This is a genomic window from Corynebacterium sp. Marseille-Q2823, from assembly GCF_903645345.1.
Taxonomy (GTDB): domain Bacteria; phylum Actinomycetota; class Actinomycetes; order Mycobacteriales; family Mycobacteriaceae; genus Corynebacterium; species Corynebacterium hiratae.
In genome coordinates, this window is record NZ_CAHJXS010000010.1 from 96756 (window position 1) to 119182 (window position 22427).

At 58.8% G+C, this 22427-nt stretch carries 19 protein-coding genes, 1 other RNA gene and 3 pseudogenes; 12 read left to right on the forward strand and 11 right to left on the reverse strand.

The features are described 5' to 3' along the window. Positions 1-28: 28 nt before the first annotated feature. Together HWX44_RS11205 and HWX44_RS11210 are read right to left on the reverse strand one after the other, a co-directional pair. Complete coding sequence (locus HWX44_RS11205) at positions 29-649, reverse strand: DJ-1/PfpI family protein (protein ID WP_175974698.1); 621 nt, start codon at positions 647-649, stop codon at positions 29-31. A gap of 847 nt (positions 650-1496) precedes the next feature. Next, positions 1497-2689 (reverse strand): IS3 family transposase gene (locus HWX44_RS11210; protein ID WP_175972892.1). Its coding sequence is split into 2 segments (ribosomal slippage): positions 1497-2407 and positions 2407-2689, totalling 1194 coding nucleotides; the frame shifts between segments, so codons are not numbered across the junction. A 271-nt stretch (positions 2690-2960) separates the two neighbouring features. Between HWX44_RS11210 and HWX44_RS11215 the strand changes: the two genes are divergently transcribed. The 4 genes and pseudogenes from HWX44_RS11215 (at position 2961) to HWX44_RS11230 (ending at position 6001) form a co-directional block, all read left to right on the forward strand. Further along, positions 2961-3119: a hypothetical protein gene (locus HWX44_RS11215; RefSeq protein ID WP_158010535.1), complete on the forward strand. Its 159-nt coding sequence runs from the start codon at positions 2961-2963 to the stop codon at positions 3117-3119. Further along, a pseudogene (locus HWX44_RS11220) lies at positions 3110-3739 on the forward strand (MFS transporter); the annotation flags it as partial. The gene HWX44_RS11215 and the pseudogene HWX44_RS11220, both read left to right, overlap by 10 nt. 30 nt (positions 3740-3769) lie before the next feature. Next, positions 3770-4417, forward strand: a complete 648-nt coding sequence (gene deoC, locus HWX44_RS11225) for a deoxyribose-phosphate aldolase (RefSeq protein WP_070512024.1) — start codon at positions 3770-3772, stop codon at positions 4415-4417. 3 nt (positions 4418-4420) lie between these two features. Further along, the gene (locus tag HWX44_RS11230) at positions 4421-6001 is read left to right on the forward strand and encodes a phospho-sugar mutase (protein WP_175974700.1); all 1581 of its coding nucleotides are present in this window, start codon (positions 4421-4423) and stop codon (positions 5999-6001) included. Between the two features lie 171 nt (positions 6002-6172). On the opposite strand, the gene HWX44_RS11235 is transcribed toward HWX44_RS11230, so the two are convergent. After that, the gene (locus HWX44_RS11235; RefSeq protein WP_175974702.1) at positions 6173-8029 is read right to left on the reverse strand and encodes a siderophore-interacting protein; all 1857 of its coding nucleotides are present in this window, start codon (positions 8027-8029) and stop codon (positions 6173-6175) included. A gap of 188 nt (positions 8030-8217) precedes the next feature. Beyond that, on the reverse strand, positions 8218-9204 hold the full coding sequence (locus HWX44_RS11240; protein WP_071409417.1) for an ABC transporter substrate-binding protein: 987 nt from the start codon (positions 9202-9204) through the stop codon (positions 8218-8220). 629 nt (positions 9205-9833) lie between these two features. On the opposite strand from HWX44_RS11240, the gene HWX44_RS11245 reads away from it, so the two are divergent. Genes HWX44_RS11245 through HWX44_RS11260 form a run of 4 tightly spaced genes read left to right on the forward strand, consistent with a single transcriptional unit; the run spans position 9834 to position 13082 of the window. Further along, on the forward strand, positions 9834-10103 hold the full coding sequence (locus HWX44_RS11245) for a hypothetical protein (protein WP_175974703.1): 270 nt from the start codon (positions 9834-9836) through the stop codon (positions 10101-10103). Further along, complete coding sequence (locus HWX44_RS11250) at positions 10100-11125, forward strand: FecCD family ABC transporter permease (protein ID WP_175974705.1); 1026 nt, start codon at positions 10100-10102, stop codon at positions 11123-11125. The genes HWX44_RS11245 and HWX44_RS11250 overlap by 4 nt, the downstream gene beginning before the upstream one ends. 47 nt (positions 11126-11172) lie before the next feature. Then, positions 11173-12231, forward strand: a complete 1059-nt coding sequence (locus tag HWX44_RS11255; protein WP_070512353.1) for a FecCD family ABC transporter permease — start codon at positions 11173-11175, stop codon at positions 12229-12231. Continuing rightward, positions 12228-13082 (forward strand): ABC transporter ATP-binding protein, encoded by an 855-nt coding sequence (locus HWX44_RS11260; protein ID WP_042406185.1) that lies wholly within the window; start codon positions 12228-12230, stop codon positions 13080-13082. The genes HWX44_RS11255 and HWX44_RS11260 overlap by 4 nt, the downstream gene beginning before the upstream one ends. A gap of 356 nt (positions 13083-13438) precedes the next feature. Here HWX44_RS11260 and ssrA read toward each other — a convergent pair. Further along, positions 13439-13818, reverse strand: a transfer-messenger RNA (tmRNA) gene (gene ssrA, locus HWX44_RS11265). A 211-nt stretch (positions 13819-14029) separates the two neighbouring features. On the opposite strand from ssrA, the gene HWX44_RS11270 reads away from it, so the two are divergent. Beyond that, positions 14030-15301, forward strand: coding sequence for a septum formation initiator (locus HWX44_RS11270; RefSeq protein WP_175974706.1), 1272 nt, complete (start codon positions 14030-14032; stop codon positions 15299-15301). Here HWX44_RS11270 and HWX44_RS11275 read toward each other — a convergent pair. The 5 genes from HWX44_RS11275 to prfB are packed head-to-tail and all read right to left on the reverse strand — an operon-like array spanning position 15298 to position 18955. Then, positions 15298-15654, reverse strand: a complete 357-nt coding sequence (locus HWX44_RS11275) for a DUF488 domain-containing protein (protein WP_175974708.1) — start codon at positions 15652-15654, stop codon at positions 15298-15300. The two genes, HWX44_RS11270 and HWX44_RS11275, sit on opposite strands and share 4 nt — an antisense overlap. A gap of 10 nt (positions 15655-15664) precedes the next feature. Continuing rightward, complete coding sequence (gene smpB / locus HWX44_RS11280; RefSeq protein ID WP_175974710.1) at positions 15665-16168, reverse strand: SsrA-binding protein SmpB; 504 nt, start codon at positions 16166-16168, stop codon at positions 15665-15667. A gap of 54 nt (positions 16169-16222) precedes the next feature. Further along, positions 16223-17125 (reverse strand): permease-like cell division protein FtsX, encoded by a 903-nt coding sequence (gene ftsX, locus HWX44_RS11285; protein WP_175974712.1) that lies wholly within the window; start codon positions 17123-17125, stop codon positions 16223-16225. After that, on the reverse strand, positions 17126-17815 hold the full coding sequence (ftsE, locus tag HWX44_RS11290) for a cell division ATP-binding protein FtsE (RefSeq protein ID WP_175974714.1): 690 nt from the start codon (positions 17813-17815) through the stop codon (positions 17126-17128). Between the two features lie 33 nt (positions 17816-17848). Further along, positions 17849-18955, reverse strand: a complete 1107-nt coding sequence (gene prfB / locus HWX44_RS11295) for a peptide chain release factor 2 (RefSeq protein WP_175974716.1) — start codon at positions 18953-18955, stop codon at positions 17849-17851. Between the two features lie 69 nt (positions 18956-19024). Here prfB and HWX44_RS11300 point away from each other — a divergent pair. Together HWX44_RS11300 and HWX44_RS11305 are read left to right on the forward strand one after the other, a co-directional pair. Next, positions 19025-19782 (forward strand): annotated as a pseudogene (locus tag HWX44_RS11300) (inositol monophosphatase family protein). Next, a pseudogene (locus HWX44_RS11305) lies at positions 19775-20494 on the forward strand (inositol monophosphatase family protein). Before HWX44_RS11300 ends, HWX44_RS11305 begins: the two co-directional pseudogenes overlap by 8 nt. Before the next feature lie 130 nt (positions 20495-20624). On the opposite strand, the gene HWX44_RS11310 reads toward HWX44_RS11305, so the two are convergent. Then, complete coding sequence (locus HWX44_RS11310; RefSeq protein WP_158397758.1) at positions 20625-21827, reverse strand: S1 family peptidase; 1203 nt, start codon at positions 21825-21827, stop codon at positions 20625-20627. A 167-nt stretch (positions 21828-21994) separates the two neighbouring features. On the opposite strand from HWX44_RS11310, the gene HWX44_RS11315 reads away from it, so the two are divergent. After that, positions 21995-22423 carry an NUDIX domain-containing protein gene (locus HWX44_RS11315; RefSeq protein WP_158397757.1) on the forward strand — a complete coding sequence of 143 codons (429 nt, stop codon included), beginning with the start codon at positions 21995-21997 and terminating at the stop codon, positions 22421-22423. Positions 22424-22427 lie beyond the last annotated feature (4 nt).

Consider the following 22427-nt stretch of genomic DNA (forward strand, 5'->3'; position numbering starts at 1 on the left):
CCACCAGCTACCCCCATCTACCAGGGCTTTAAGACACCAGTCCATTTAGCCGCGCGAAAGGATCCCACTCGCTGTCGCGGTGCGCATCATATTCCGCAAAGTTGGCAGCATTGATGGCAGCACTGTCTGATACGAGGTGCGCAATAAGCGCGACAGTCATATCCATCCCCGCCGCCACGCCTGAGGAGGTCCATCGATTGCGGTCGTGCACCCACCGCGCCTCCGGCCGCCAGGACACATCGCCCCCGAAGGACGTGGCCCAGCTATAGGCACGCTTATTGCTTGTTGCGGCGTAGCCCTCCAAGAGCCCGGCCGCCGCCAGGACCGCAGAACCCGTACACACGGAGGCAACCACCGGCGCTTGCGCACCCACCTCACGAAGCCACGTCAGAAAAGATTCGTCTTCCACGAGCTTCCGGGTCCCCTTTCCTCCCGGGACGAGGAGAACGTCGGCCGGCTCAATCTGCCCATAAGAGATTGTCGGCACTACTTCCACGCCCTGCGAGCTAGCAACTGGCCCACTATCCGACCCTGCGAAAACAACGGCGACATCAGGCACCGCTTGAAGCAGCTGGACGGGCCCGAAGACGTCGAGAAGCTCAAAGCCCTCAAACAAGACGACCGTGATGCGGAGAGTTTCGGTATCCATGCGGCCATCCTAAAGCAGGCTGCAACGACACCGATATTGAACCTCCCCCGAGCATCCGTGAGCACACGTAATTGAAGCAAAACCGGATACAGATGGCCCACAACCCCGACAACAAGAAGAACTGTAGCCGCTAACAATCCGTCTGCCGCAGCGCACCATCCAGCGCTACATATATGGAGCAACAATCCCCACGCATGACCGGCTGCCGACGCTCGCATGGGACGAAGAGGGGTCGCCCCTTCACGCTTGGCAGACTCTTCTCTGCGCATCGCCAAAATCATGCCGTTCCATCCGCTTCGCGTGAGCACAGCATTGAATAGCTCGACACCCCACCGACGGCTAGCAACGCGAGAGAATGACATCCGCCGCCACAGCGAAACCGGAATGTGGCGCTCCAGAGAATCCCCAACAAAGGGAGCGAGCCCGAATCCCAAGAGAATAGCTGTAATTACGAACCCCACGGCATTCGCACCAGTTTCATTCGCCACAACATTCAGCCCTAGCACGGCTGTGATAGTCCCAGCGAAAGCAATCACTTCTACCCCCTTTAAAGGAACTCAAGAAAGCCTGCTAGCGGTTTCACGCTTCTTTCTCTATTCAGAACCCCCTGACGCTTCCCGCCAGACAGCTGTTACCCAAGCTTAGCCACCAAAACGGTCTCGATACAGCATTCCCCTCGGTGAACACTCATGCTATTTGTGGAGCCGTCGGGGCTTGATTGGGGGGCTTTTGTGGGACTGGTGTGGGACTAGTGGGGTGTTTTGTGGGACTAATGCGGGACACGGGTGGCCCTACCTGCACGCACCGGAGGGCCTGACCCCCGGAAAGTAGACACGTCGGGGGTTAGCTATGCTGCTTGAGTCAGTGTAGCTGATGTGAGTGCTTCGAAGGCATCGGGGGCTAGAAGATTGCACCAGGAGTGCCGTCTGCGCGTGTTGTAGCGCATGCACCATCGGAAGACTTCTTGGCGGCAGATGATGGGATTGTCAAACACTTTCCGATCACGCAGAACTTCACGCTTGAGACTGGCGTTAAACGATTCTGCCAGGGCATTATCGGCACTTGTACCCACTGCTCCCATGGATTGGCGAACACCAAGTACAGCGCAGTGCTCTCTAAATGCTTGTGAGGTGTACACACTGCCATGATCGGAATGGAAAATTGCCCCTTTAAGGCTTCCGCGGACTTTTCTGGCATGAGATAAAGCTTCGATAACCAGCGATACCCGCATGTGATCGGCTAGTGCATGGCCGACGAGTTTGCGCGAGTAGACGTCGATGACCGTGGCCAGGTACATGTTCTTGCCGCCCTTACACGGCAGGTACGTTATGTCGCCTACATAGACGTGGTTCGGCCTGTCAGCTGTGAATTTGCGGCCTACTAAATCTGGCATGACTCGATGGCCAGGCTTGCGCCTGGTGGTGATGCACCGACGCCGTTTACTAAAGCCTTTCAGCCCCATGGATTTCATGATGCGTGCGACCTTCTTGTGATTGATCGGAGGAAAGTCCGTATCGTCGTTGAGGCTTGCAGCGATGCGTTTAGCACCATAAAGCCCGTGCTCATCATCGAAGATGGTCTTGATTCTCGCACCAAGAAGGGCATCGGAACACGTCTTTAACCTGCGTTTTTCGCGGGTGTTGACCCATTTGTAGAACGAGGAGCGATTGAGCTTTAACACGTGGCACATCCGCTTGACCGAGTATTCGGTTCGGTGGTCATAGACAAACTGGAAGCGGATTACCAGCGTGTCTCTTCGGCAAAATACTTCGCGGCCTTACGCAGGATGTCGCGTTCTTCGCGCAGCTTTGCGTTTTCTTTTTCTAGCTGGCGGATCCGTTCAGAATCAGTCGTCGCCTGGGCGTTGTCACGCAGGGTCTTCGTGCGGGCGCGTTTGCCGGTGCCGTACTGCTTAAGCCAGGAATAAAGTGAGGATCGATTGACACCAAGCTCTGCTGAAGCCGCGTGAAGTGAGAGGTCCTCATTGTTTTCGTAGAGGGCCACAGCATCACGTTTGAACTGTTCGGAGTACCTAGGCATGGTGGTAGATTACCTTTCTTCCCAACCCAACCGGGCTGGATATCAGGTGTCTACCAAACAGGGGTCAGGTCCGGACATGCGCCATTACTGCAGGCCAGGGATACAAAACGAGAAGAAGCCCCAGCTAGAACGTTATCTAGCTGGGGCTTTCCGGTGGAGCCGCCGGGGACTGAACCCCCACACCACAACACAGCAGGTCACAGGCGCAATTCAAGAAACAAGGACGGGAAAATTCCCTAATCCTTCCCTAATAGCACCAGGAAAGGCAACCATGACCACCCCACAAACCACCACCAACCCGGCACGCCGGAGTACCGGCACGCCACGCTTGCGGCACCTCATTCACCACATCGAACCACACGGAGTAATCCACACTCTATGCGGCCAACGCCTCTACAAGAATAAGGGTGCCACCACCGGGGCGTCGTAGGCTTCATCATCCACATCGGCCACGCCAAGCACCCCGTGGTCACCCCGGAGTTCTTTACTAACGGCCGCTATGTGTGGACCATCCTCATGGTCTTCTTCGTCTACTCCACCCAGATGGGCTTCATTTTCCTGCTGCCATTTGCCGCACATGACCTGCACGGCATGAACATCGATAAGGCCTCCCTGCTGATGATCCCGGGCTATATTTGCGCCATCCTCATTGGTATTTTCTCCGGCAAGATCGGTGGCGTTTTGTCCTCTCGCGCCACCATCTACACCGCTTTCGCCCTTGTCGCCGGCGCGCTGGTGGCGGCCGCGCTCTTCGTGCAGCTTCACGTCGCCGTACTCATCCTGGCCATCGTGGCCTTTGCCTCCGGCTTTGCGCTGATGTACGCCCCGCTGGTCAATACCGCACTGCGCAATATCACCGCCACCAAGTCCGGCATCGCGATTGGCTTTTATAACCTGACCATCAATATCGCCATCCCACTGGGCATTGCCTATACGGCAAAGCTGCAGGACCTCACCAGCTATAACACCGTGCTGTGGATCCTCGCGGCAGTCGCCGCCATCGGTATTGCCCTGTACGTCGTCTCTGACCTCAAGATGGCCCGTTCCGAATCCCCGCCTAACCCGCTCAGGAGAACAATTATGACTTCCCGCACCGACGTTGCTTCCATCATCGACCATACCCTGCTCAAGCCGGAGGCCACCCCGGAGCAGTTCCGCGCCTTGGTCAATGAGGCGGCCGAGCTGGGCACCTACTCCGTCTGCGTTTCCCCGTCCGCCCTGCCCATCGAGGTTCCAGAATCCATGCACATCGCCACCGTCGTGGGCTTTCCCTCCGGTGCCGTAAAGCCGGAGATTAAGGCCGCTGAGGCAGCCCGCGCGGTTGCTGATGGCGCCGAAGAGGTGGACATGGTCATCAATATCCCCCTGGCCATCGAGGGCCGCGCCGAGGATCTGCAGGCCGAAATCCAGGCCGTGCGCGATGCCATCCCTGGCAAGGTGCTCAAGGTCATCATCGAGTCTGCCGCGCTTTCCGACGACGCCATTGTCCTCGCCTGCAAGGCCGCCGCAGCCGCCCAGGCGGACTTTGTCAAGACTTCCACCGGTTTCCACCCCGCCGGCGGTGCGTCCACCCACGCGGTCACGCTCATGCGCGAGACCGTAGGCGACGCTCTCGGCGTTAAGGCATCCGGCGGCATCCGCAGCGGCAAGGATGCACTGGCAATGATCGAAGCCGGCGCTACCCGCCTGGGGCTGTCTTCCTCCGCCAAGATCCTCGAGGAGCTTTAAGCGATGCCCGCACACACGAACTTCGATGTCGACTACGCCCGCACCTGGGCCGAACACGATCCGGATGCGGACACCGCCCGCCAGGTACTGACGTGGATCGAGGAAGGCAATTCCGAAGAACTCGCCGCGGCCTTCGCTGGCCCCTTGAACTTCGGTACCGCGGGCCTGCGCGCCGCCGTGGGGGCGGGCGAATCCCGTATGAACCGCGCCGTGGTCATCCGCACCACCTACGGGCTTATCACCTGGCTCAACCAGCAGGTCGATGCCCCGGTCGTCGTCATTGGCTGCGATGCCCGCCACGGTTCCGCGCAGTTCCAGCGCGATGCCGCCCAGGTCATCTCCGCCGCCGGCGGTAAGGCCCTGGTTCTGCCTGCACAGAACCCGACCCCACTGACGGCTTTTACGGTTCGCTCCTTGGGCGCAGATGCCGGCATTATGGTCACCGCCTCCCACAACCCTCCAGCCGATAACGGCTACAAGGTGTACTTGGGCGGCCGCATCGCCACCGGCCCAGGCGAGGGCGTGCAGCTTATTTCTCCGGCAGACTCCGGAATTGCCGCCGCTATCGCTGCGGCTCCCTATGCCGACGAGGTTGCGCTTTCTTCTGAGCGCATCGAGGACGTCGATACCCGCGAGGACTATCTCGACCGCGCCGCCCAGCTAGTCGGTGACAGTACCGATATCACCATCGCGCTGACCGCCATGCACGGCGTGGGGGCCGAGCTCGGCAAGGAACTGCTTTCCCGCTGTGGCTTCCGCGTCTCGCTGGTGCCCGAGCAGGCCGAACCCGACCCTGACTTCCCTACGGTGTCCTTCCCCAACCCGGAAGAACCCGGCGCCTTAGACCTTGGAATCAAGCACGCTGAGGAGATCGATGCCGATATCCTTATCGCTTATGACCCAGATGCCGATCGCTGCGCCGCCGCCGTCCCCACGGCGGAAAACTCTTGGAGCCAACTAAGCGGCGACGAAACCGGTGCCCTCCTGGGCGATTACCTTGCTCGCCGCGGCGCTACCGGTAACTTCGCCAATTCCCTGGTCTCCTCCCGCCTGCTCGGGCGCATCGCCGCGCACTACGGTCTCGGCCATAAGGAAACGCTTACCGGTTTCAAATGGATCGCCCGCACCCCAGAGCTATCCTTCGGCTATGAAGAGGCCATTGGCTTTTGCCCCGATCCCGCCGCGGTCAGCGACAAAGACGGCATTTCTACTTCCGTCGTACTTGCCAGCCTTGCCGCTGAATGCAAGGCCGCTGGAACTAGCTTGCTAGGCCGCTTGGAAGAAATCTACGCCACGGTTGGCGCACTGCACACGCAGCCGTTGACCTTCCGCGTAGAAGACTTGAGCCTCATTGCTCAAGCAATGGAGAAGGTCTCCGCGAACCCACCGACCGAGCTTGCTGGCTCCCCTATAACCAAGGTGGAAAAGTTCGCCCAAGGCTCGAAGTTCTTCACCGACAACGATGACCGCGTCATCGTCCGCCCCTCCGGCACTGAGCCCAAGCTCAAGTGCTACCTCGAGTCCCCCGACGCCGATCGCCTCGATGCCATCGCCGCCGATCTGCGCGAGTACTTCGGGCTCTAAGCCGCCACGCTCTACGCTTTAGCCGCTGCTGCCCTCGGTTTCTCTTTCACAGGGACAGCAGCGGCTTTTATCCGGCATGAACCGCAGCATAGACACCGTGGTTCCTTCGGCATTTTTCTTTGACCTCAGCCAGGGTGTCGACTACACGAGGGGAACCTCAGCAGTTCCTCTTTAGGATTTCGCCTCTGCCTCAAGAACGAAAAGGCGTTTACCCCAGCCAACAGCCGTGGTGGAGGCAATAAAAGCGCCGTTGTCAGCGACAGCAGCGTTGATGTCTTCCTGAGTCGGTATCTTGGTGCCGAACATGGAAAGCCTCACCATGTCCTCTTCATAGGAATGCTCATCTCCGCCTACCGTATCGATAACCTCGGTAAAGATATAAACCCGCCGGAACGTATCCTTACTTATTGCACGGTTTAATTGGTGAGCTACTTCCTCGCTACCAAAGACACCCCAGGGATCGATGAAAACTACATCAGTTGCCCACACATAGTCCACTTCAGTGGGATAAAAACCGCTTCCCTCGCCATTCGTCTCGCATCGTGCACGAGAGGTTACTGCGATTTCCTGTAGCACCGCTTCCGAGGAAGCATCACTGATAATACGGCTCTGGGCATGCTCCCATCGTCGGAGTATTTCATCTGCATATACCGCGCCTCCCTGGCCAATGATGAGAACGCGAGCGGTTTCATCTAAATACTGCTGTAGTGCCTTAGCTGCCGAAGGAGCAGTCCACCCAGCGCTCACATTCTTTTGCTCAAAGCGTTCGGCCACGAGTTGTGGGTCACGGCTAACATACTCTGACCACGGCAATCCCTTTTCCCCTTGAGGTGCTGACTCACCGGTACGAAGACTGTGCTCAAGTCGCATCAGCGCCATCGCCTCAAGATGCGCAGGCCCGCTTAACCAGCGCACCGCATTTGAATCTGGGTCCGCCAGTTCCATTCCCATTGCAGTCAACGTGAGGGCGTCCCCGCTGATTTCGACGAGTTGAAGAGCGGCCAAGTAACGGACAAATCTTCCCAAAGCCTCCTCGTGAAGTTCTGCCGCAACAGCAAGGGCAGGGACTGTGTTGGCACCCGCATCGATTTCTTGAAATAGTCCTAAACGTACTGCAGTGCGAAGCGCAAAGGCCGAGTTCAACTCAGCTAAATCATGGATATTATGCAAAACACTATTACTACTGCTCGATGCGTTTCCTTTGCCGTGTTTCGGGTTAGTACGCCGCCAGTAGCCCGTGACTTCTTGATGCTCAGGGGTAATTCCGGAAGCTTTAAACAAACGGCGCAGCGGTTTTAGCCGAGAAGCTTCCCCTGCCGCCCATACGTATCCTTCGCCATCAGGCAATAATGAAGGAGAAGTAGCTTCAAAAAGCGCCCTAGTCTTTTCCACGAAGTCCTCACCCCGTTCGCGTACCGCCCAGTGGACCTGTACTGAATCGGAAATGTCTAAGCTCTGAATATCAGCGCTCGTAGGAACCTCTATCACCGCAATCGCAGGGTGCCCGCACGGGAGTGATTCTACGCAGCGGCCAATTGCCGGGAGCGCAGTCTCATCTCCTGCCAAAAATAGCCAATCGGTATGCGTAGGTAACTGTGCACAAGACTTCGGACCTGCCACAAAAATGGCGTCACCTATTCGAGCGTTCTGTGACCAGTTTTCTGCTAGGCCCTCACCGTGGCGCGCGAAATCTATTGCTAACCGCTGGTTAGCAGCGTCAAAGTGGCGGACCGTGTATGTCCGGAATAGATTTTTGACAGCTTCTGGCCACAGTAGGTTGCCATCTTTTTGGGCGATTGGGTGCGGCCTTTCTCCAGTTTCCGGATCCGGGAAGATCAGCCGAACGTCGTCATCAAAACCATTGCTTAATAATGCAGGAACGGAAAAACCATCGTGTTTGTGCTCCTGGAGTTGCTCTCCGCTGAGCGTAATGCGCCGCATGCATGGCGATATATCTTCGACATTTTGCACATATAATTCCCGGTAAGAGATTGGATAAATTTCTCTACCTCGACTGTTTCTGGGCATAGTTTTAACCATTCCTTTTGGTCAAGTTGATTTTTATTTCGTTGCCGGAGAGGCAAGAACGAACTCACCACTTCCTTGGACTTCATCACCTAAAACAACGCCTTCCGATAAATCGGAAGGCGTTCATGACTACCTGCTGCAACGAAGTGAGCCCCTTCTAGCAGGTATCAGGGTTGTGCGGGCCTTGACTACTTTCCAACCTTTTCCAGCGTCGGCATCGTCTTATCCAATACCCAAGCTCGACTCAAGCTCGTCGGGTTGTTAAGTCCGGCGACGACGGCTGAATCACCAGCGAGAGTCGCATCGGCTTTCACCTGTGGCAAATCTTTGTATCCCGGAATATTTTCAACCTCTTCGATTGAGCCGTCGCGGTTATAAATAACCATGAAATCAGCGGCTAGGTAGGAAACATTTTCCGGGGAAAGCGTGACGCGGCCACTATTATTAGCTGGGACGGATCCGTCCGTCAGCTTGTCCGGGAACTTCATGCCCAGATCGTAGATGAAGGAAGCACCCGGATCCTCAGGGTCAGCAACGGCGCCAAAGGAGCCTTGGGCGAACTGGGAAACAACGCCGGTTTTACCGGAGAGGTTAGGCAATTTTTCCTTTGCGTCGGAGAAACGCTTCTGATCCTCTTCAATAGCTTTCTTCGCTTCGGATTCCTTATTGAAGATCTTGCCCAAAGCTTCTAGCTGAGATTCCCAGCCAATTCCCTCACCCTTATCGGAGATTCCGCCGAGAGTCGGTGCGATTGCAGACAATTCCTTGTAATGAGCCTCGGAAATTGTCCAGTAGTCGCCAACGATGAAGTCGGGTTCGATTGCCGCGATTTGTTCCTGGGGCAGAGTCTTGAAGTCTGTCTGATCGATCACCTTGACGCCATCGAGCTTGGCCTCGCGCCAAGGCGAGTTCTTGTCTATTCTATGCTGCACAACGGCAGCTGGTTTAATTCCAAGTTCCAGCAGGTTATCAACGGCCGTTCCTACGGCAACCACGTTTTGCGGGTTGACCGGATACGTGTCCGTTCCCCGTGCGTGCTCAATGGTCACGTATTCTGCAACCTCGGAGGTTGTTGCCGCTTCATCGATTGAATCGTTCGACGAGCAGCCCGACAGAACTAATCCGGCACAGATAGCGGCAGCAATGAATGACCGCGCACCTCTTTTTACTGACATCCTTTATCCTTAAAGTCGGTTTCCTCAAGCTACCTTTCAGCTCTTTTCATCAGAATTTTCGGTAGACCCGAAGGTAACTTTTAAGTTAGGTTAGCATTACCTATGCCACGTTGCAATAGTTTATTCTAGTTATTGATCTATAGTTATTACCTACCTAAAGGAGTATACCTTCACCCTTTCGCACAACGACAGGGGCGATATCAGACAGCTACTTGCATGCATTTTCATCAATGTCCGAGGACACGGTCACGATAAGTTCTGGATCGTCTTTTCGATACGCGGAGTATCGCCCTCGATTCTGTCGTTATGCCGAATGCCGACGCCAGCGGCGTAGCCGCATTTACGCCAATCCCTAATCTCCAGCAACTTATTTTGAACGCCCCTTAAGTAAATGAAGGCTTACCTTACTTTAAGTGGTAATATGTTTTCCCATGATTGACAACCACCCCCAGCAAAAGTCTGAGCCACAACTCGGCCGAAGCTCCCCTCCCCTTCCAGAGGTGGCAAGTACCCGATCGCGGAGGAACGATCCTGTGGGCACGTCGGGATATATGGAATTTTGTCAACCGCACTGGGACGAATTCACCGTTACGCACCTCTCCCGCCCCCACAACTTAGGATTTCCCATCGTGATCGATATGGCAGAGATGACCGGTCATGAGCGTCTCTCGTCCTTCTTGGGCCATCGGGTCACAGCACCCTTGGACCTGGACTCGGAGCTCCTCATGGTTTTGTCCGGGCCAGACTACCGAAGCTCCAGCGCCTACTGGGCACTCTTTAGGGCCTACTTCACGGACATCGGAAAGCAGCAGTGGGCAGGCCAACAGGCTCGGTTATGTGGTCGCCTGCAGCTAGGTGCGGGCTGGCAGCCACTGCAGGGATTGGAGGCCACGCTATGAGTGTGCGCACTACCCGCCTACTGGGCCTAGGGGTACTGTTCCTACTGGTCCTCGGCGGCACGATCTGCAGTTTGCTGTACGGTGCCCGTTCCATTCCTGCGGAGGATGTGTGGGCCGCGCTGCGGGATCTCCCAGGGGCGAGCGGCTCCCAAGACGAAGTTCCAACCAATCAACGCGTAGTAGCCGAGCTGCGGCTACCGCGCACCCTGCTGGCCATTATGGTGGGGGCGGCACTGGGAGTGGCCGGTGCTCTCATTCAGGGCCATACCCGCAATCCCCTGGCAGATCCGGGAATCCTAGGTGTCAGCTCCGGCGCGGCCCTGAGCGTTGTGGTCAGCTTCGCTCTGTTTGGCATCACCGCCCCGTGGGCCACCGCAGTAGTAGCCTTCCTCGGCGCGATCGCAGCCACTGCACTAGTCTTCGGCCTAGCCTCCGCAGGCAAAGCAGCAGTGGACCCTTTGACCTTAGTACTGGGCGGAGCCGCACTGTCGGCGGTATTAAGCGCCATTACCAGCGCATTCGTTCTCACCAATGACAATAACCTGGATCGAATGCGCTTTTGGACCGTCGGTTCCCTTGCCGGTCGGGATATGAACATTGCACTAGGCATCCTGCCGTTTATAGTGCTGGGACTGATCCTGGCGTTTGCCACCGGCCCACAGTTGAACATCTTGAACTTAGGCGACGACGTGGCCGCAGGACTCGGCATCAACACCGCGGCCGCAAGACTTGGCGGCATGGGCATCATCGCACTGCTGGCCGGGGCGGCCACGGCTGCAGCGGGCCCGCTGGGCTTCATTGGTCTGGTAGTGCCCCACATTGTCCGGGCTCTCACAGGCCCAGATTACAAGTGGATTTTGCCTTACTCTGCACTGGCCGGCGCGGCACTGTTGCTGTGTGCGGACGTAGTGGGCCGCCTCATCGCCCGCCCCGGGGAGCTCCAAGTGGGCATCGTATTGGCCTTCGTTGGCGCGCCGTTCTTCCTCGCCTTAATCTCTCGGAAAAAGGTGATGACGCTGTGATACGACATAACAAGGCTGTACAGGATAAACAAAGCACTTCGTGGCAGATGCCGGGCAGGGTGCCATTCCGAGCTGGGCCAATCTCCTTTCTCTGGCGCCCGCGGGTGGTGCTGGTGTGTCTTATCGCCACAGCGCTCATTGTCTTTTTAGGAGCACTCTCCATCGGACTGGGCGACTACCCTATTTCCGTCCCCCGAGTACTACAGGTGATCTTTCATGGGGAAGGATCCCGCGTGGAAAAACTCGTGGTCCTCGAGTGGCGCATGCCTCGAGTAGCCACAGCCATCGCGGTCGGCTGCGCACTGGGACTTTCTGGAGCGCTAACCCAGACGGTCACCCGGAACGCGTTGGCCAGCCCCGATATCCTCGGCATCACCACGGGCGCCTCTGCCATGGCCGTAACGGTCATCGTGCTCGGCGGTGGCGGCAGCGGCTTCGCCGGCTGGCTCGCTGGAATTGGGATTCCCTTGGCCGCGTTTCTGGGCGCGATACTGAGCACCACGGCTATCTGGGCGTTGGCTTGGCGGCGCCACGCGGATTCCTACCGCCTCGTACTCGTGGGCATCATCATTACCGCGCTGCTAAGTTCCTACATCAATTTCCTCATGGTCCGCGCGGAACTGCGGGATGCCAGCCAGGCACAGTTCTGGCTCACCGGGTCCCTGGCCAAGTCGGAGTGGAATACCACCATCCCCATGGTCGCCCTTGTGATTGTATGCGCCCCGTTGCTGGCTTGGATCTCCCACCAAACGCTGGCCACCACTCTGGGACCCGATCTAGCCCGAGCGCTGGGCCAGCGAGTCAACGGCGTGCAGGTGGCAATGCTGGCGTTGGCCGTAGCGCTAGCTGCGGTAGCTGTTTCCGCTGCCGGCCCCATCGGATTCATCGCCTTTGTAGCGCCTCAAGTAGCCCTTCGGATGTGCGGCGTACCCAGTCCCCCGCTTGCGGCGTCGGCTCTTACCGGCGCAGTACTGTTACTAGGTGCGGACATCGTGACCCAAACTATTCTGCCGGTGGAACTTCCGGTGGGTATTGTCACCTCCGCGCTGGGCGGTATCTTCCTCATTTACCTACTCGTTCAACGCACTAGGAGCACAGACGCATGACCTCCCCCATACCTCAGTCAAGCGCAGACCAACCGAATACCACCAGTAGCGTGGTCGCTTCCTCGGTCACGGTAGGCTACGGCCAGCGCACCATCATCCGCGATCTCAACGCCACGTTCCCAGCGGGAAAAATCACCACTATCGTGGGGCCCAACGGGTGCGGTAAATCGACCTTGCTGCGTGCCATGTCCGGACTGCTCGACCTCGATACAGGGACCGTATATGTAAATGGACAAGATATCTCGGCCATCAAGCGCAAGGACGTCGCCCGAAAACTGGCAGTGTTGCCCCAATCACCCGTAGCACCTGAAGGCCTGTTGGTCTCCGATCTGGTAGCCCGCGGTCGGCACCCGCACCAAGCATGGTTCCGGCAGTGGTCCTCTACCGACGAGGAAGCAGTCTTCGCGGCTCTAAGCCAGACCGGTTCTGCAGATCTTGCGAGCCGTACGTTGGATGAGCTTTCCGGAGGCCAGCGCCAGCGGGCGTGGATCTCCATGGTGCTAGCGCAAAACACCGACATCCTCTTCCTAGACGAGCCGACCACTTACCTTGACCTGGCTACCTCCGTGGACATCCTCGAACTTGTCGATAGCCTGCGTCAGAAACTAGGAAGAACCGTAGTAATGGTGCTGCACGATCTAAACCTGGCGGTGCGCTACTCCGATTACCTTGTGGTTATGAAGGAAGGCCAGGTAATAGCTTCCGGCGCACCCGCCGATATCATCACCGCAGAGCTGCTGCAGCAGGCTTTTGATCTGCGGGCACGGGTGATCGAGGATCCGGAGACTGGAGATCCGCTCATCGTTCCACTCAGAATGAAGCGCCCTGGGTTTAGTTCCTCCCTCAGCTAAGGATTCCTCCGCTAGCCAACCTTCCGCATCAATCTTTGAGGGGAAGGAATGCCCAGGGCGGTGAAACGCACCATCCGGCCCGGTGTATTCCGCATAGACGCGCTTGCCCTTAACCGACACCTTGCCGAATGCCCGGCGCGTGCGCTCAGCCTTCCTCCGTGCCATTGCCACACCTTCCACAACGAGGGACTAGGGACTAGGGACTAGGGAAACGTTCCCTATTCATTCCCTAATCTTTCCCTAATCAGAGTCATTTAGTGGCAACTCGTGGCCACCTGTGGCAACACAGTATCATGCCAATGACCTGCACAGATACAGCAAATCCCCCAGTGAACGCTCACCAGGGGAAATGCTATCTGTGGAGCCGCCGGGAATTGAACCCGGGTCCTTCGTCACCTCGCCAGGGCTTCTCCGTGCGCAGTCTGCACAGGATCTCTACTCGGCCCTCCGGCTCGGGCAAACTCGCTCCGGATGATGGGCCCAGTTGCTCTAGAAGTCCCCAACCGGCCGAACAACAAACCGGTCAGGCAAGTTCCCTAGTCGATGCCAGGATCTAGGTCAGGAACCAAACCTAGGCTGACAGACACGCGTCGCTGGAATTAGGCAGCGAGGGCGTAGTCACGCTGAGAGTTCTTCTCTGCGTTTATTGGTTGCTACGACGCTTAACGGTGGTCTCTAGCCTGCACCGGCACGCTTCCCCTGGCTCAATGTACGAAGTCGAAACCAAGTCGACCCCTCGATTACACATTGCTGTGAAAGCTAGGCAGAACGCGCCTTGACGCGCCCTACGGTTTGTTCAACGCTACTGCACCCGCCCCTATTCCCGCAAGCTCCACCGCAGGCCACGTGAGGTATAGCTTTCATAAGCACCCCCTTGTGATTAGCGTCATCTTAATCGCTGTTAAGGTGTGTGAGTCCGATACTCCTACTTTGTTAAAGGCTGCAAAGTGAGCACACATACCGAAACCACCAGTTCCCCGGAAGACGCTAAACGCCCAGCAAGCAACACCGAGTGGGCCATCTCGCTCTTCGGCACCGCCGTAGGCGCCGGCATTCTTTTCCTCCCCATCAACGCCGGCAGCTTCGGCTTCTGGCCCCTCCTCGTGGCTACGCTTTTGATTGGCCCGATGACGTACTTCTCTCACCGCGGCCTAGCCCGAATGATTTGTGCATCGCCGCGCCAGGGCGAGGACATCACAGCCGTTGTGACCGACTACTTCGGCAAACGCGCAGGCTTTATCATTTCGGTGGTTTATTTCTGCGCGATTTTCCCCATCGTCCTGATTTATGGCGTGTCGATCACCAACACGGTCAACAGCTTCATCGTCAACCAACTGAACGGACCGACATTTCCACGCCCACTGTTGGCATTCCTTCTCGTTGGCATCATGACCATCGTCTTCGCCTTTGGCCAACGCATCGTGCTCGCCGTGACGCAGTTCTTGGTCTACCCGCTGATCTTCTGCCTAGGCGCGCTATCCATCTACCTCATCCCGCGCTGGGACGTCGCTTCCTTCATGGAGGTGGGCAACAGTGATTGGCGCATCGTCGGCGCTGTCGCCCTCATCACCCCCGTGCTGGTCTTCTCTTTTAACCATTCACCGGCGATTTCCCAGTTCTCCTTGGCTATGGTCGCCGCGCACGGCCGCGAGAAGAGCTCCGAGAACGCCTCGCGCGCGCTGGCACTGACCGCGATTCTGCTCACTGTGTTCACCATGTTTTTCGTATGGTCCTGCACTCTCACGCTTGGTGCAGACGGCCTAGCAGAAGCCCGCGAACAGAATTTGCCGGTCCTGTCCTACCTGGCCAACGTCACCGGCGTTCCGGTCTTGGCTTTCCTCTCCCCCATCATCGCGATGATTGCCATCATCTCCTCCTACTTCGGGCACGTGCTGGGCGCTACCGAGGGCGGTAACTTCCTGCTGCGCAGCGCCGCCCCGCGCGCCACGGCGAAGCTATCGGAAAAGCAGCTCAACTCCGTCATGCACGGCATCATCTTTGTCTGTGCATGGATCGTGGCCATTATCGATCCGTCGATCCTGGGCCTCATTGAGGCCATCGGCGGCCCCTTCATCGCCTCGATCCTCTACCTGTTGCCGATGTATGCCATCCACCACATCGACGCTCTCAAGCAATTCCGAGGCCGCCCCAGCAACGTCTTCGTCGTCTTCACGGGCCTTATCGCCGTGGGAGCAACCGTGTGGAGCCTTTTGGCCTAACTCTCCTCCAACCACGCCTTCAACACAGTCGCGTGGTTAACCTCGCGGTCCTTGGCGGCGAAGAGCAGGGTGACGTCGCCGTCCTCCGCTAGTTGGTGCAAGCGCGCCAACTCCTCACTGTCGTTCTCGTCGAGCTCCGCACGGTAGCGCCGGGCAAACTCTTCGAAGGCGTCGGCATCATGCCCCCACCACTTCCGCAGCTCCGCGCTGGGCGCCACGTCCTTGAACCAGTGGTCATAGGATAGACGCTCCTTGGCCACGCCACGGGGCCAGAGCTTATCGACGAGCACCGCTTCCCCACGCAGCTCCTCGTCACCGTGAATAACGTCATGAACCTTGGCCGTATAAATCATGGCTTCCAGCTTAGGCGTTAATCCCCTTTACGCGGCGTCCAAGCTCGCGGGTAATCTCGCGGTCCTGGTCGCGGCGCTTAATCGCCTCGCGCTTGTCGTAGTCCTGCTTACCCTTGGCCAAGCCGAGCTCACACTTGGCGCGGCCATTCTTCAGGTACACCTTGAGCGGAATCAGCGTCTTATTGCCGTCGCGCACCTGGCCCATAAGCTTGTCAATCTCCCGGCGGTGCAGCAGCAGCTTGCGCGTGCGCTTCGGTGAGTGATTCGTCCACGTACCCTGGGAATACTCCGGGATATGGAGATTGCGGATATAAACCTCACCGTCGTCGATGGTGGCGAAGGCATCCGCCAGTGAGATTTTGCCTTCGCGCATCGACTTAATCTCGGTGCCCACGAGCACCATGCCGCATTCCAGGGTGTCGAGGATGGTGTAGTCGTGGCGGGCACGTCGGTTGGTGGCCAGAGTCGAGTTATTATCGACGGCCGCCTTTTTCTTCTTTGCCTTCTTCGCCATAGTTCGGACTATATTACGCTACAGCCAGGCAAAATCCACATCGTTGCTCAGAGCCTATGTCCGCACATAAGCGCGCATGGTTACCTGCGCGGTCAGCGCAGCGCACAGGATTGCCACCAACCCCACGATGGGCAGCGCCGTCCAGACGTCCCCAGAGGTCACCGGGGCCAACAGCTGGTTGTGGTACAAGTCCTTCAGCGCGGGATCGATCACAGTGTTCTTTCCCACGATGACGCCGACCCCGGCGAGGATAACGCCACCCACAGCGCCAAGGACCGCCTCCAGGATGAAGGGCGCGTGGGTAATCCACCGCGAGGCACCGACCATGCGCATAATCGCGGTTTCCCGCTGGCGCTGGTAGGCGGCAATCTGCACCATGTTCGCAATCAGCATGATGGCGGCCAGCGCCATGACAGCGGCAACGACAAACGTGGCATTCCGGATGGCGTCGAGGTTGCCGGCGGCGCTGCGTACCTCCTCCTGCTGGTCGATGATGTCGCTGACGGCAGGATCCGACGCGATGGCGTCGATGGGCGCGGTATCCGTCGGGTCCTTCAGCCGCACATGGAAGGCCGCTGGCAACGCATCTGGGGAGGTTTCTTCAACCATGACCGGATCGGTCTCCTTGAACAGCTCCACAAATCGCTGGTAAGAGTCCTCACGGTTGCGGTAGTTGACAGACTCAATATCCTCATCCGCTTCCAGCTTCTTCCTTAGCCCCGCGCAGGCAGAGTCCTTGCACTCCGGATCGTTGGCGGAAATATCTTCGTTAAGCTGGACCATGACCTCGACGCGCTCGAGGTAAATATCCTTCGTCTCATTGGTCATCTGCGTGACCAGAACACCGGCCACCACCAAGGCCACCGAAATGGCCGTGGTAATCACCATGGCGATAGTCATGGTGATGTTGCGACCGAGCCCCTTGAAGGCCTCTCTAAAAACAAAGCCCAGATTCACTTAGACCGCCTCCCCATACATCGCGTTCTTCTCATCGCGCACGAGCATGCCGTTGTGCAGCTCAATCACACGCTGGCGGGCCTCGTTGACCGCACGCGCGTTATGCGTCGACATCACCACGGTGGTTCCTCGGCGGTTGATCTTGGTGAGCAACGACATGATCTCCGCGGCAGTGGAGGGATCGAGATTGCCCGTGGGTTCGTCGGCAAGCAGCAGCTTGGGACGGTTGACAAAAGCCCTCGCGATCGCCACGCGCTGTTGCTCACCTCCGGAGAGCTCATGCGGCATGCGGTGCTGCTTGGCTCCCAGGCCGACCATGTCGAGGACCTCGGGGACCTGCTTGGCAATCCGCGTCTTGCGCTTACCAATGACCTCGAGGGCAAAAGCGACATTGTCGTAGACATTGAGCTTGGGCAGAAGGCGGAAGTCTTGGAAGACGTAGCCGATGGACTGACGCAGCCTATTGACCTCGCGCCCCTTCAACGCGTTGACGTGGAAGTCCCCGAAATAAATATCCCCCGAGCTGACATTGGTCTCGCGCACCATGAGCTGGAGGAAGGTTGACTTACCGGAGCCGGAGGGGCCGATGAGGAAGACGAATTCTCCGTCTTCGATCTCAAAGGACACCTTGTCCAGCGCGGGCCTCGTGGAGGTCGAATAGACCTTGGACACATTCTCGAAAGTGATCACTTAAGCCACATTAGCAACATTTGTTACTCGGGCCTAGGACTCCTGCTGCGCCATGCGCCACCGGATCCCGGATTCCAGGAAGCCATCGATATCCCCATCCAATACCTTCGAAGGGTCTCCCACTTCATAGTTCGTGCGCAGATCCTTGACCATCTGGTACGGGTGCAGCACATAAGAGCGCATCTGATTACCCCAGGAGGCATTGCCACCCGCGCCTAGGGCATCGAGCTCCGCGCGCTCCTCCTGGCGCTTGCGCTCCAGCAGCTTCGCCTGCAGCACGCGCATGGCAGAGGCCTTGTTCTGGATCTGGGACTTCTCGTTCTGACAGGTCACCACGATGCCCGTCGGGATGTGCGTCAGGCGCACCGCGGAGTCCGTCGTATTGACCGACTGCCCGCCCGGGCCCGAAGAACGATAGACGTCCACGCGCACCTCCGAATCTGGTACCTCGATGGAATCGGTCTGCTCCACCACCGGCAGCACCTCGACCTCCGCGAAGGAGGTCTGGCGGCGCCCCTGGTTATCAAACGGCGAGATGCGCACAAGGCGGTGCGCACCCTGCTCCACGGAAAGCTGGCCATACATGTATTCGCCGTGCACCACGAAGGTGGCGGACTTAATGCCCGCTTCTTCGGCATAGGAAATGTCGTAGACATCGACCTTGTGGCCGTTCTTCTCCGCCCAGCGCGTGTACATGCGCATGAGCATCTCCGCCCAGTCCGCGGCATCCACGCCACCGGCGCCGGAGCGGATGTTGATGACCGCCTCGCGCTGGTCGTACTCACCCGAGAGCATGGTGGTCACCTCAAGCGATTCGATGGCGGCACCGAGCTCCTTCAGCTCTGTATCGACGAGTTCCTGGGAGGCCTCATCGCCCTCCTCTTCGGCCAGCTCCGCCATCACCGGCAGATCCTCAATCCGCCCGCGCAGGGACTTCAACTTGCGTAGCTTTGCCTGTTGCGCCGACAGCTCCGAGGTCACCTTCTGCGCATGGTCGGGGTCGTCCCACAGCGACGGGTCCCCCGCCTGGGCCTCGAGTTCGCGCACGCGCTCGGACACCGCCTCCGGGTCCATCACCTTTTCAATGGAGGTCAAGGTGGCGCTGAGTTCCTCAAGTCGTGCTGTTTGTTCCGGACGCATAGCCCCCTACTCTACTTATTCTTTCTCCCTGATTAGCCATCGGCCGCGTTTAGCGCGACAATAGGCGGCATGAGTGACCAGCCAAGCCTCACCGAGATGATCGATGCCATCATCAAGACCTTCATCGTTGCCCACGCGGACGATACCGACGCCCACCTTGCCCAGGCGCTTGTCTATAACGCCGGCCGCCTGGCCTGGCGCCTGCGCGAGCAGGGAGTAGACATCGAGCAAAAGCCTCTCCGAACGTCAGACGCGTTTCGCGCCGAGCCTGCCGGCGCTTGAGCCTGCGTGCGAGTACGATCGGGAGGGGCGAACGCAGTCGAGTCGGCACGTATCGACCCGTCGACGGCACTACACTGCCGCCGATGACTGCGTGTCGCGACGCTGATGGGGTCGTCCTCGGCGCCGTCCACCGCCCCGCCATGGGTTATACCTGGTTCGGCGGCCGCGACCACACCACGAGCTTGGACGGCAAGGACGTCGCCAAGCTCAGCGATGCCCCCGCCGAGAAACTGTGCTTGTCGACGTACCTGCACCCTACGTCCATGACCGACCCGAACATCGCCGCCGCGTGGGAGAAGGTGGCACCACACTTTGCCACCGTGCGCATGCTGGGGGCGGGTTCCGTGGATCTCTCCTGCGTGGCGGATGGCACGTGGGGTGCCTGGATGCAGCACTCAGTTAAGGATTGGGATTGGTATCCCGGCCAGGCGCTAGTGCTGGCCGCGGGCGGCGCGGCGCGCAAGGTTGAGGCCGGCGGTGTGGAATGGTGTATCGCGGGTAATAAACAGGTAGTTGATCAGATGGAGGAATGGCTTCGTGGGTAAGTACAAAGAAGACCTCGGCCTGGCACTGGAGATGGCAGGCCACGCGGACGCCATCACGATGCACCGCTTTGAGGCTGCGGACCTGTCCGTCAAGGAAAAGCCGGACATGACCCCGGTCTCCGACGCCGACCTGGCCTGCGAAAAGGCCATCCGCGAGGCGCTGAAACGCTCGCGCCCGCGCGATGAGGTGCTGGGTGAAGAGTTTGGTGGCGAGGCCTGCTTCGAGGGCCGCCAGTGGGTTATCGACCCTATCGACGGCACGAAAAACTTCGTCCGCGGCGTTCCCGTCTGGGCCACCCTCATCGCGCTACTGGAAGACGGCGAGCCGGTGGTCTCCGTCGTCTCCGCCCCCGCCCTGCGCCGCCGCTGGTACGCAGCCAAGGGCGGCGGCGCCTACCGCGTCTTCGGTGGCGAACCGAAGCGCCTACGCGTTTCCGAGGTCTCCAAACTGGAGGATGCCTCCCTGTCCATGAGCTCCTTGTCTGGGTGGCAGCCGAACCGCGACGCTTTCATCTCATTCACGGACAAGGTCTGGCGTTTGCGCGGCTACGGCGACTTCTGGAACTACTGCCTGGGCAGCGCCGTCGATCGCGCAGGTTCGGGGTTTTCGTGACGAGGCGGCTTCACCAACGTCCGCGGGCGGCCCCACGGCGGCTCAGCGCTGGCCTCCAACGGCAAGCTTCACGACGCCGCCCTCAGCGCCCTCTCCTAGCGCCGTGCGGCGCCGCACGCCGGTGCCGCAGCCTAGCGCCGAACTGCGAACCGCACTCCGCAGGTCATTTCGATCAAATAAGGCCCCAGATCTTTAACGATCTGGGGCCTTAAATGTTAGAAACGTACTTCTAGTTCTCCGGAATCGTGAATCCGGAACCCACGCCCTCGCGGCGGTTCAAATCCGCGATGATGGCATCGGTGTTGGACACGACCGTCGGGTTGTGCAGTGCACCCTGCCACGGGGTGCGGCAGGACGGCAGCCCCGGAATCAGACCGCGGGATACCGATCCGACAATGCGGCCATTGTGGAAGACCGGCGCACCGGAATCTCCAACCATGGCGCACACCTGGTTGATGGTGATTTTCTGGCTGTGCTGGAAGGTCATGCCACAGGTGCGGCCGGTAGCCACGCCGCGCTTGCAGGTGATGTCACCCGGCTGGGTGGACCCACCGATCCCGTACGCGGTCACACCGTTGTAGCTGCGGGTCACCTCTGCCTGGGAGCCGAACTCGATGAGCGAGTAGTCCAGCTGCGCGTTCTTGGACACCACGGTGCCAGTGGGACCTACCTGCCAGGAGTCCGCCGACGACACCGGATCACCCACGTTGCCGCAGTGACCGGCGGTAATGCCGACCTTGCGACCTTCAGCATCCATGCCAGCAGCCGTCAGCGTGCACATGGTGTCCTCACGGATGTACAGCGGGGTACCCGGGCCATACAGCGACTTTCCTTCAGTCATCGCAACATTAGATTCCTCGGGAATCTGGGGTGCATCGTAGAAGGAGCCGGGTACCCGGTGCAGAACATAGTCCGCGTGCGGTTTACCGGCCGCAATCTTGGAGAACAGGTCGTTCTTCCACACGTAGTTCGGATCAGTGCCCTGGGGCACGAACTCCGGCTGCGTGGCCTCCTCCAGCAACCCGATGGGAGTCGGGTTCGTCAGCGGTTCACCCGTGATGGCATCAGCGCCGGCATAATCCTGCTGCTCGGACGGGGCCGGCAGCTGCGTCTGCAGGTTCGCCTGCTCCGCGACGCGCTGCACCGCAGGAGAGTTCACGGCTCCTTCGACCGCCTGGTTCACATCCTTCGATGCTGCTGCGGCGGCACCGTTGACGGCGGTGTCGACGGCGTCGGTCAGCGCTGCGTCCACAGGCTTGGTCTCAATACCAACGGACTTCAAGTCCGCGCGCACTTGGTCAACAAAACCAGCCGAATCGATCTCCGGGATGGTGGGGAGCTCCTGGGCACCCGCCGCTGGGTTACCCAGGAAGAACGCACCTGCGAAAGCCGAGCCCACGAGGACTTTCTTAAGGTGCGGAATTTTTCGCATTGAGCAATTCCTCTTTCACTTCTTCGTATTGGTCTATAAGACCTACCCATGATGGCACGCGCATCGAAGCGGCCGTTTCTAACGTGTGAGATGTTCAACCGACATTACGACATGTTTCTGGTGCCTCTCTTCTTTCACGCCTCCCGCCCGGCGGCTACTATGGAGGCATGTCTGAGACCTCCAATTCTCCTTCACCCGCTGCAGACATTGAGGAAATTGTCGCCGTTGTCCTACGTGATACCCACGGCCGCGTGCTAGTCCTCCGCATCACCTCCACCCCAGAATTCGTCCTGCCTTTCGGCTCCATCGATGACATGATCAATCCCGCCCGCGCGGCCCAGCTCATTGCTCACGAGGCCATACGTGCCGTGGTCGATATGTCCAAACTGCGACGGCTTGCCACCTACATCTCCCCGGCCGCCAACGACGCCCCACAGACCATCCACGCACACGTCTATGTCTACGAAGAAGAAATCTCCGTGGCACACCCGGATAAGGAGATCGCTGAGCTGGCGTGGGTCGATCCGGCCGCCCCGGATGTCGATGTCGCCCCGTTACTCAAAGAGAGGGTATTCCCCGCCTTGCAGGAACTCTAGCCTC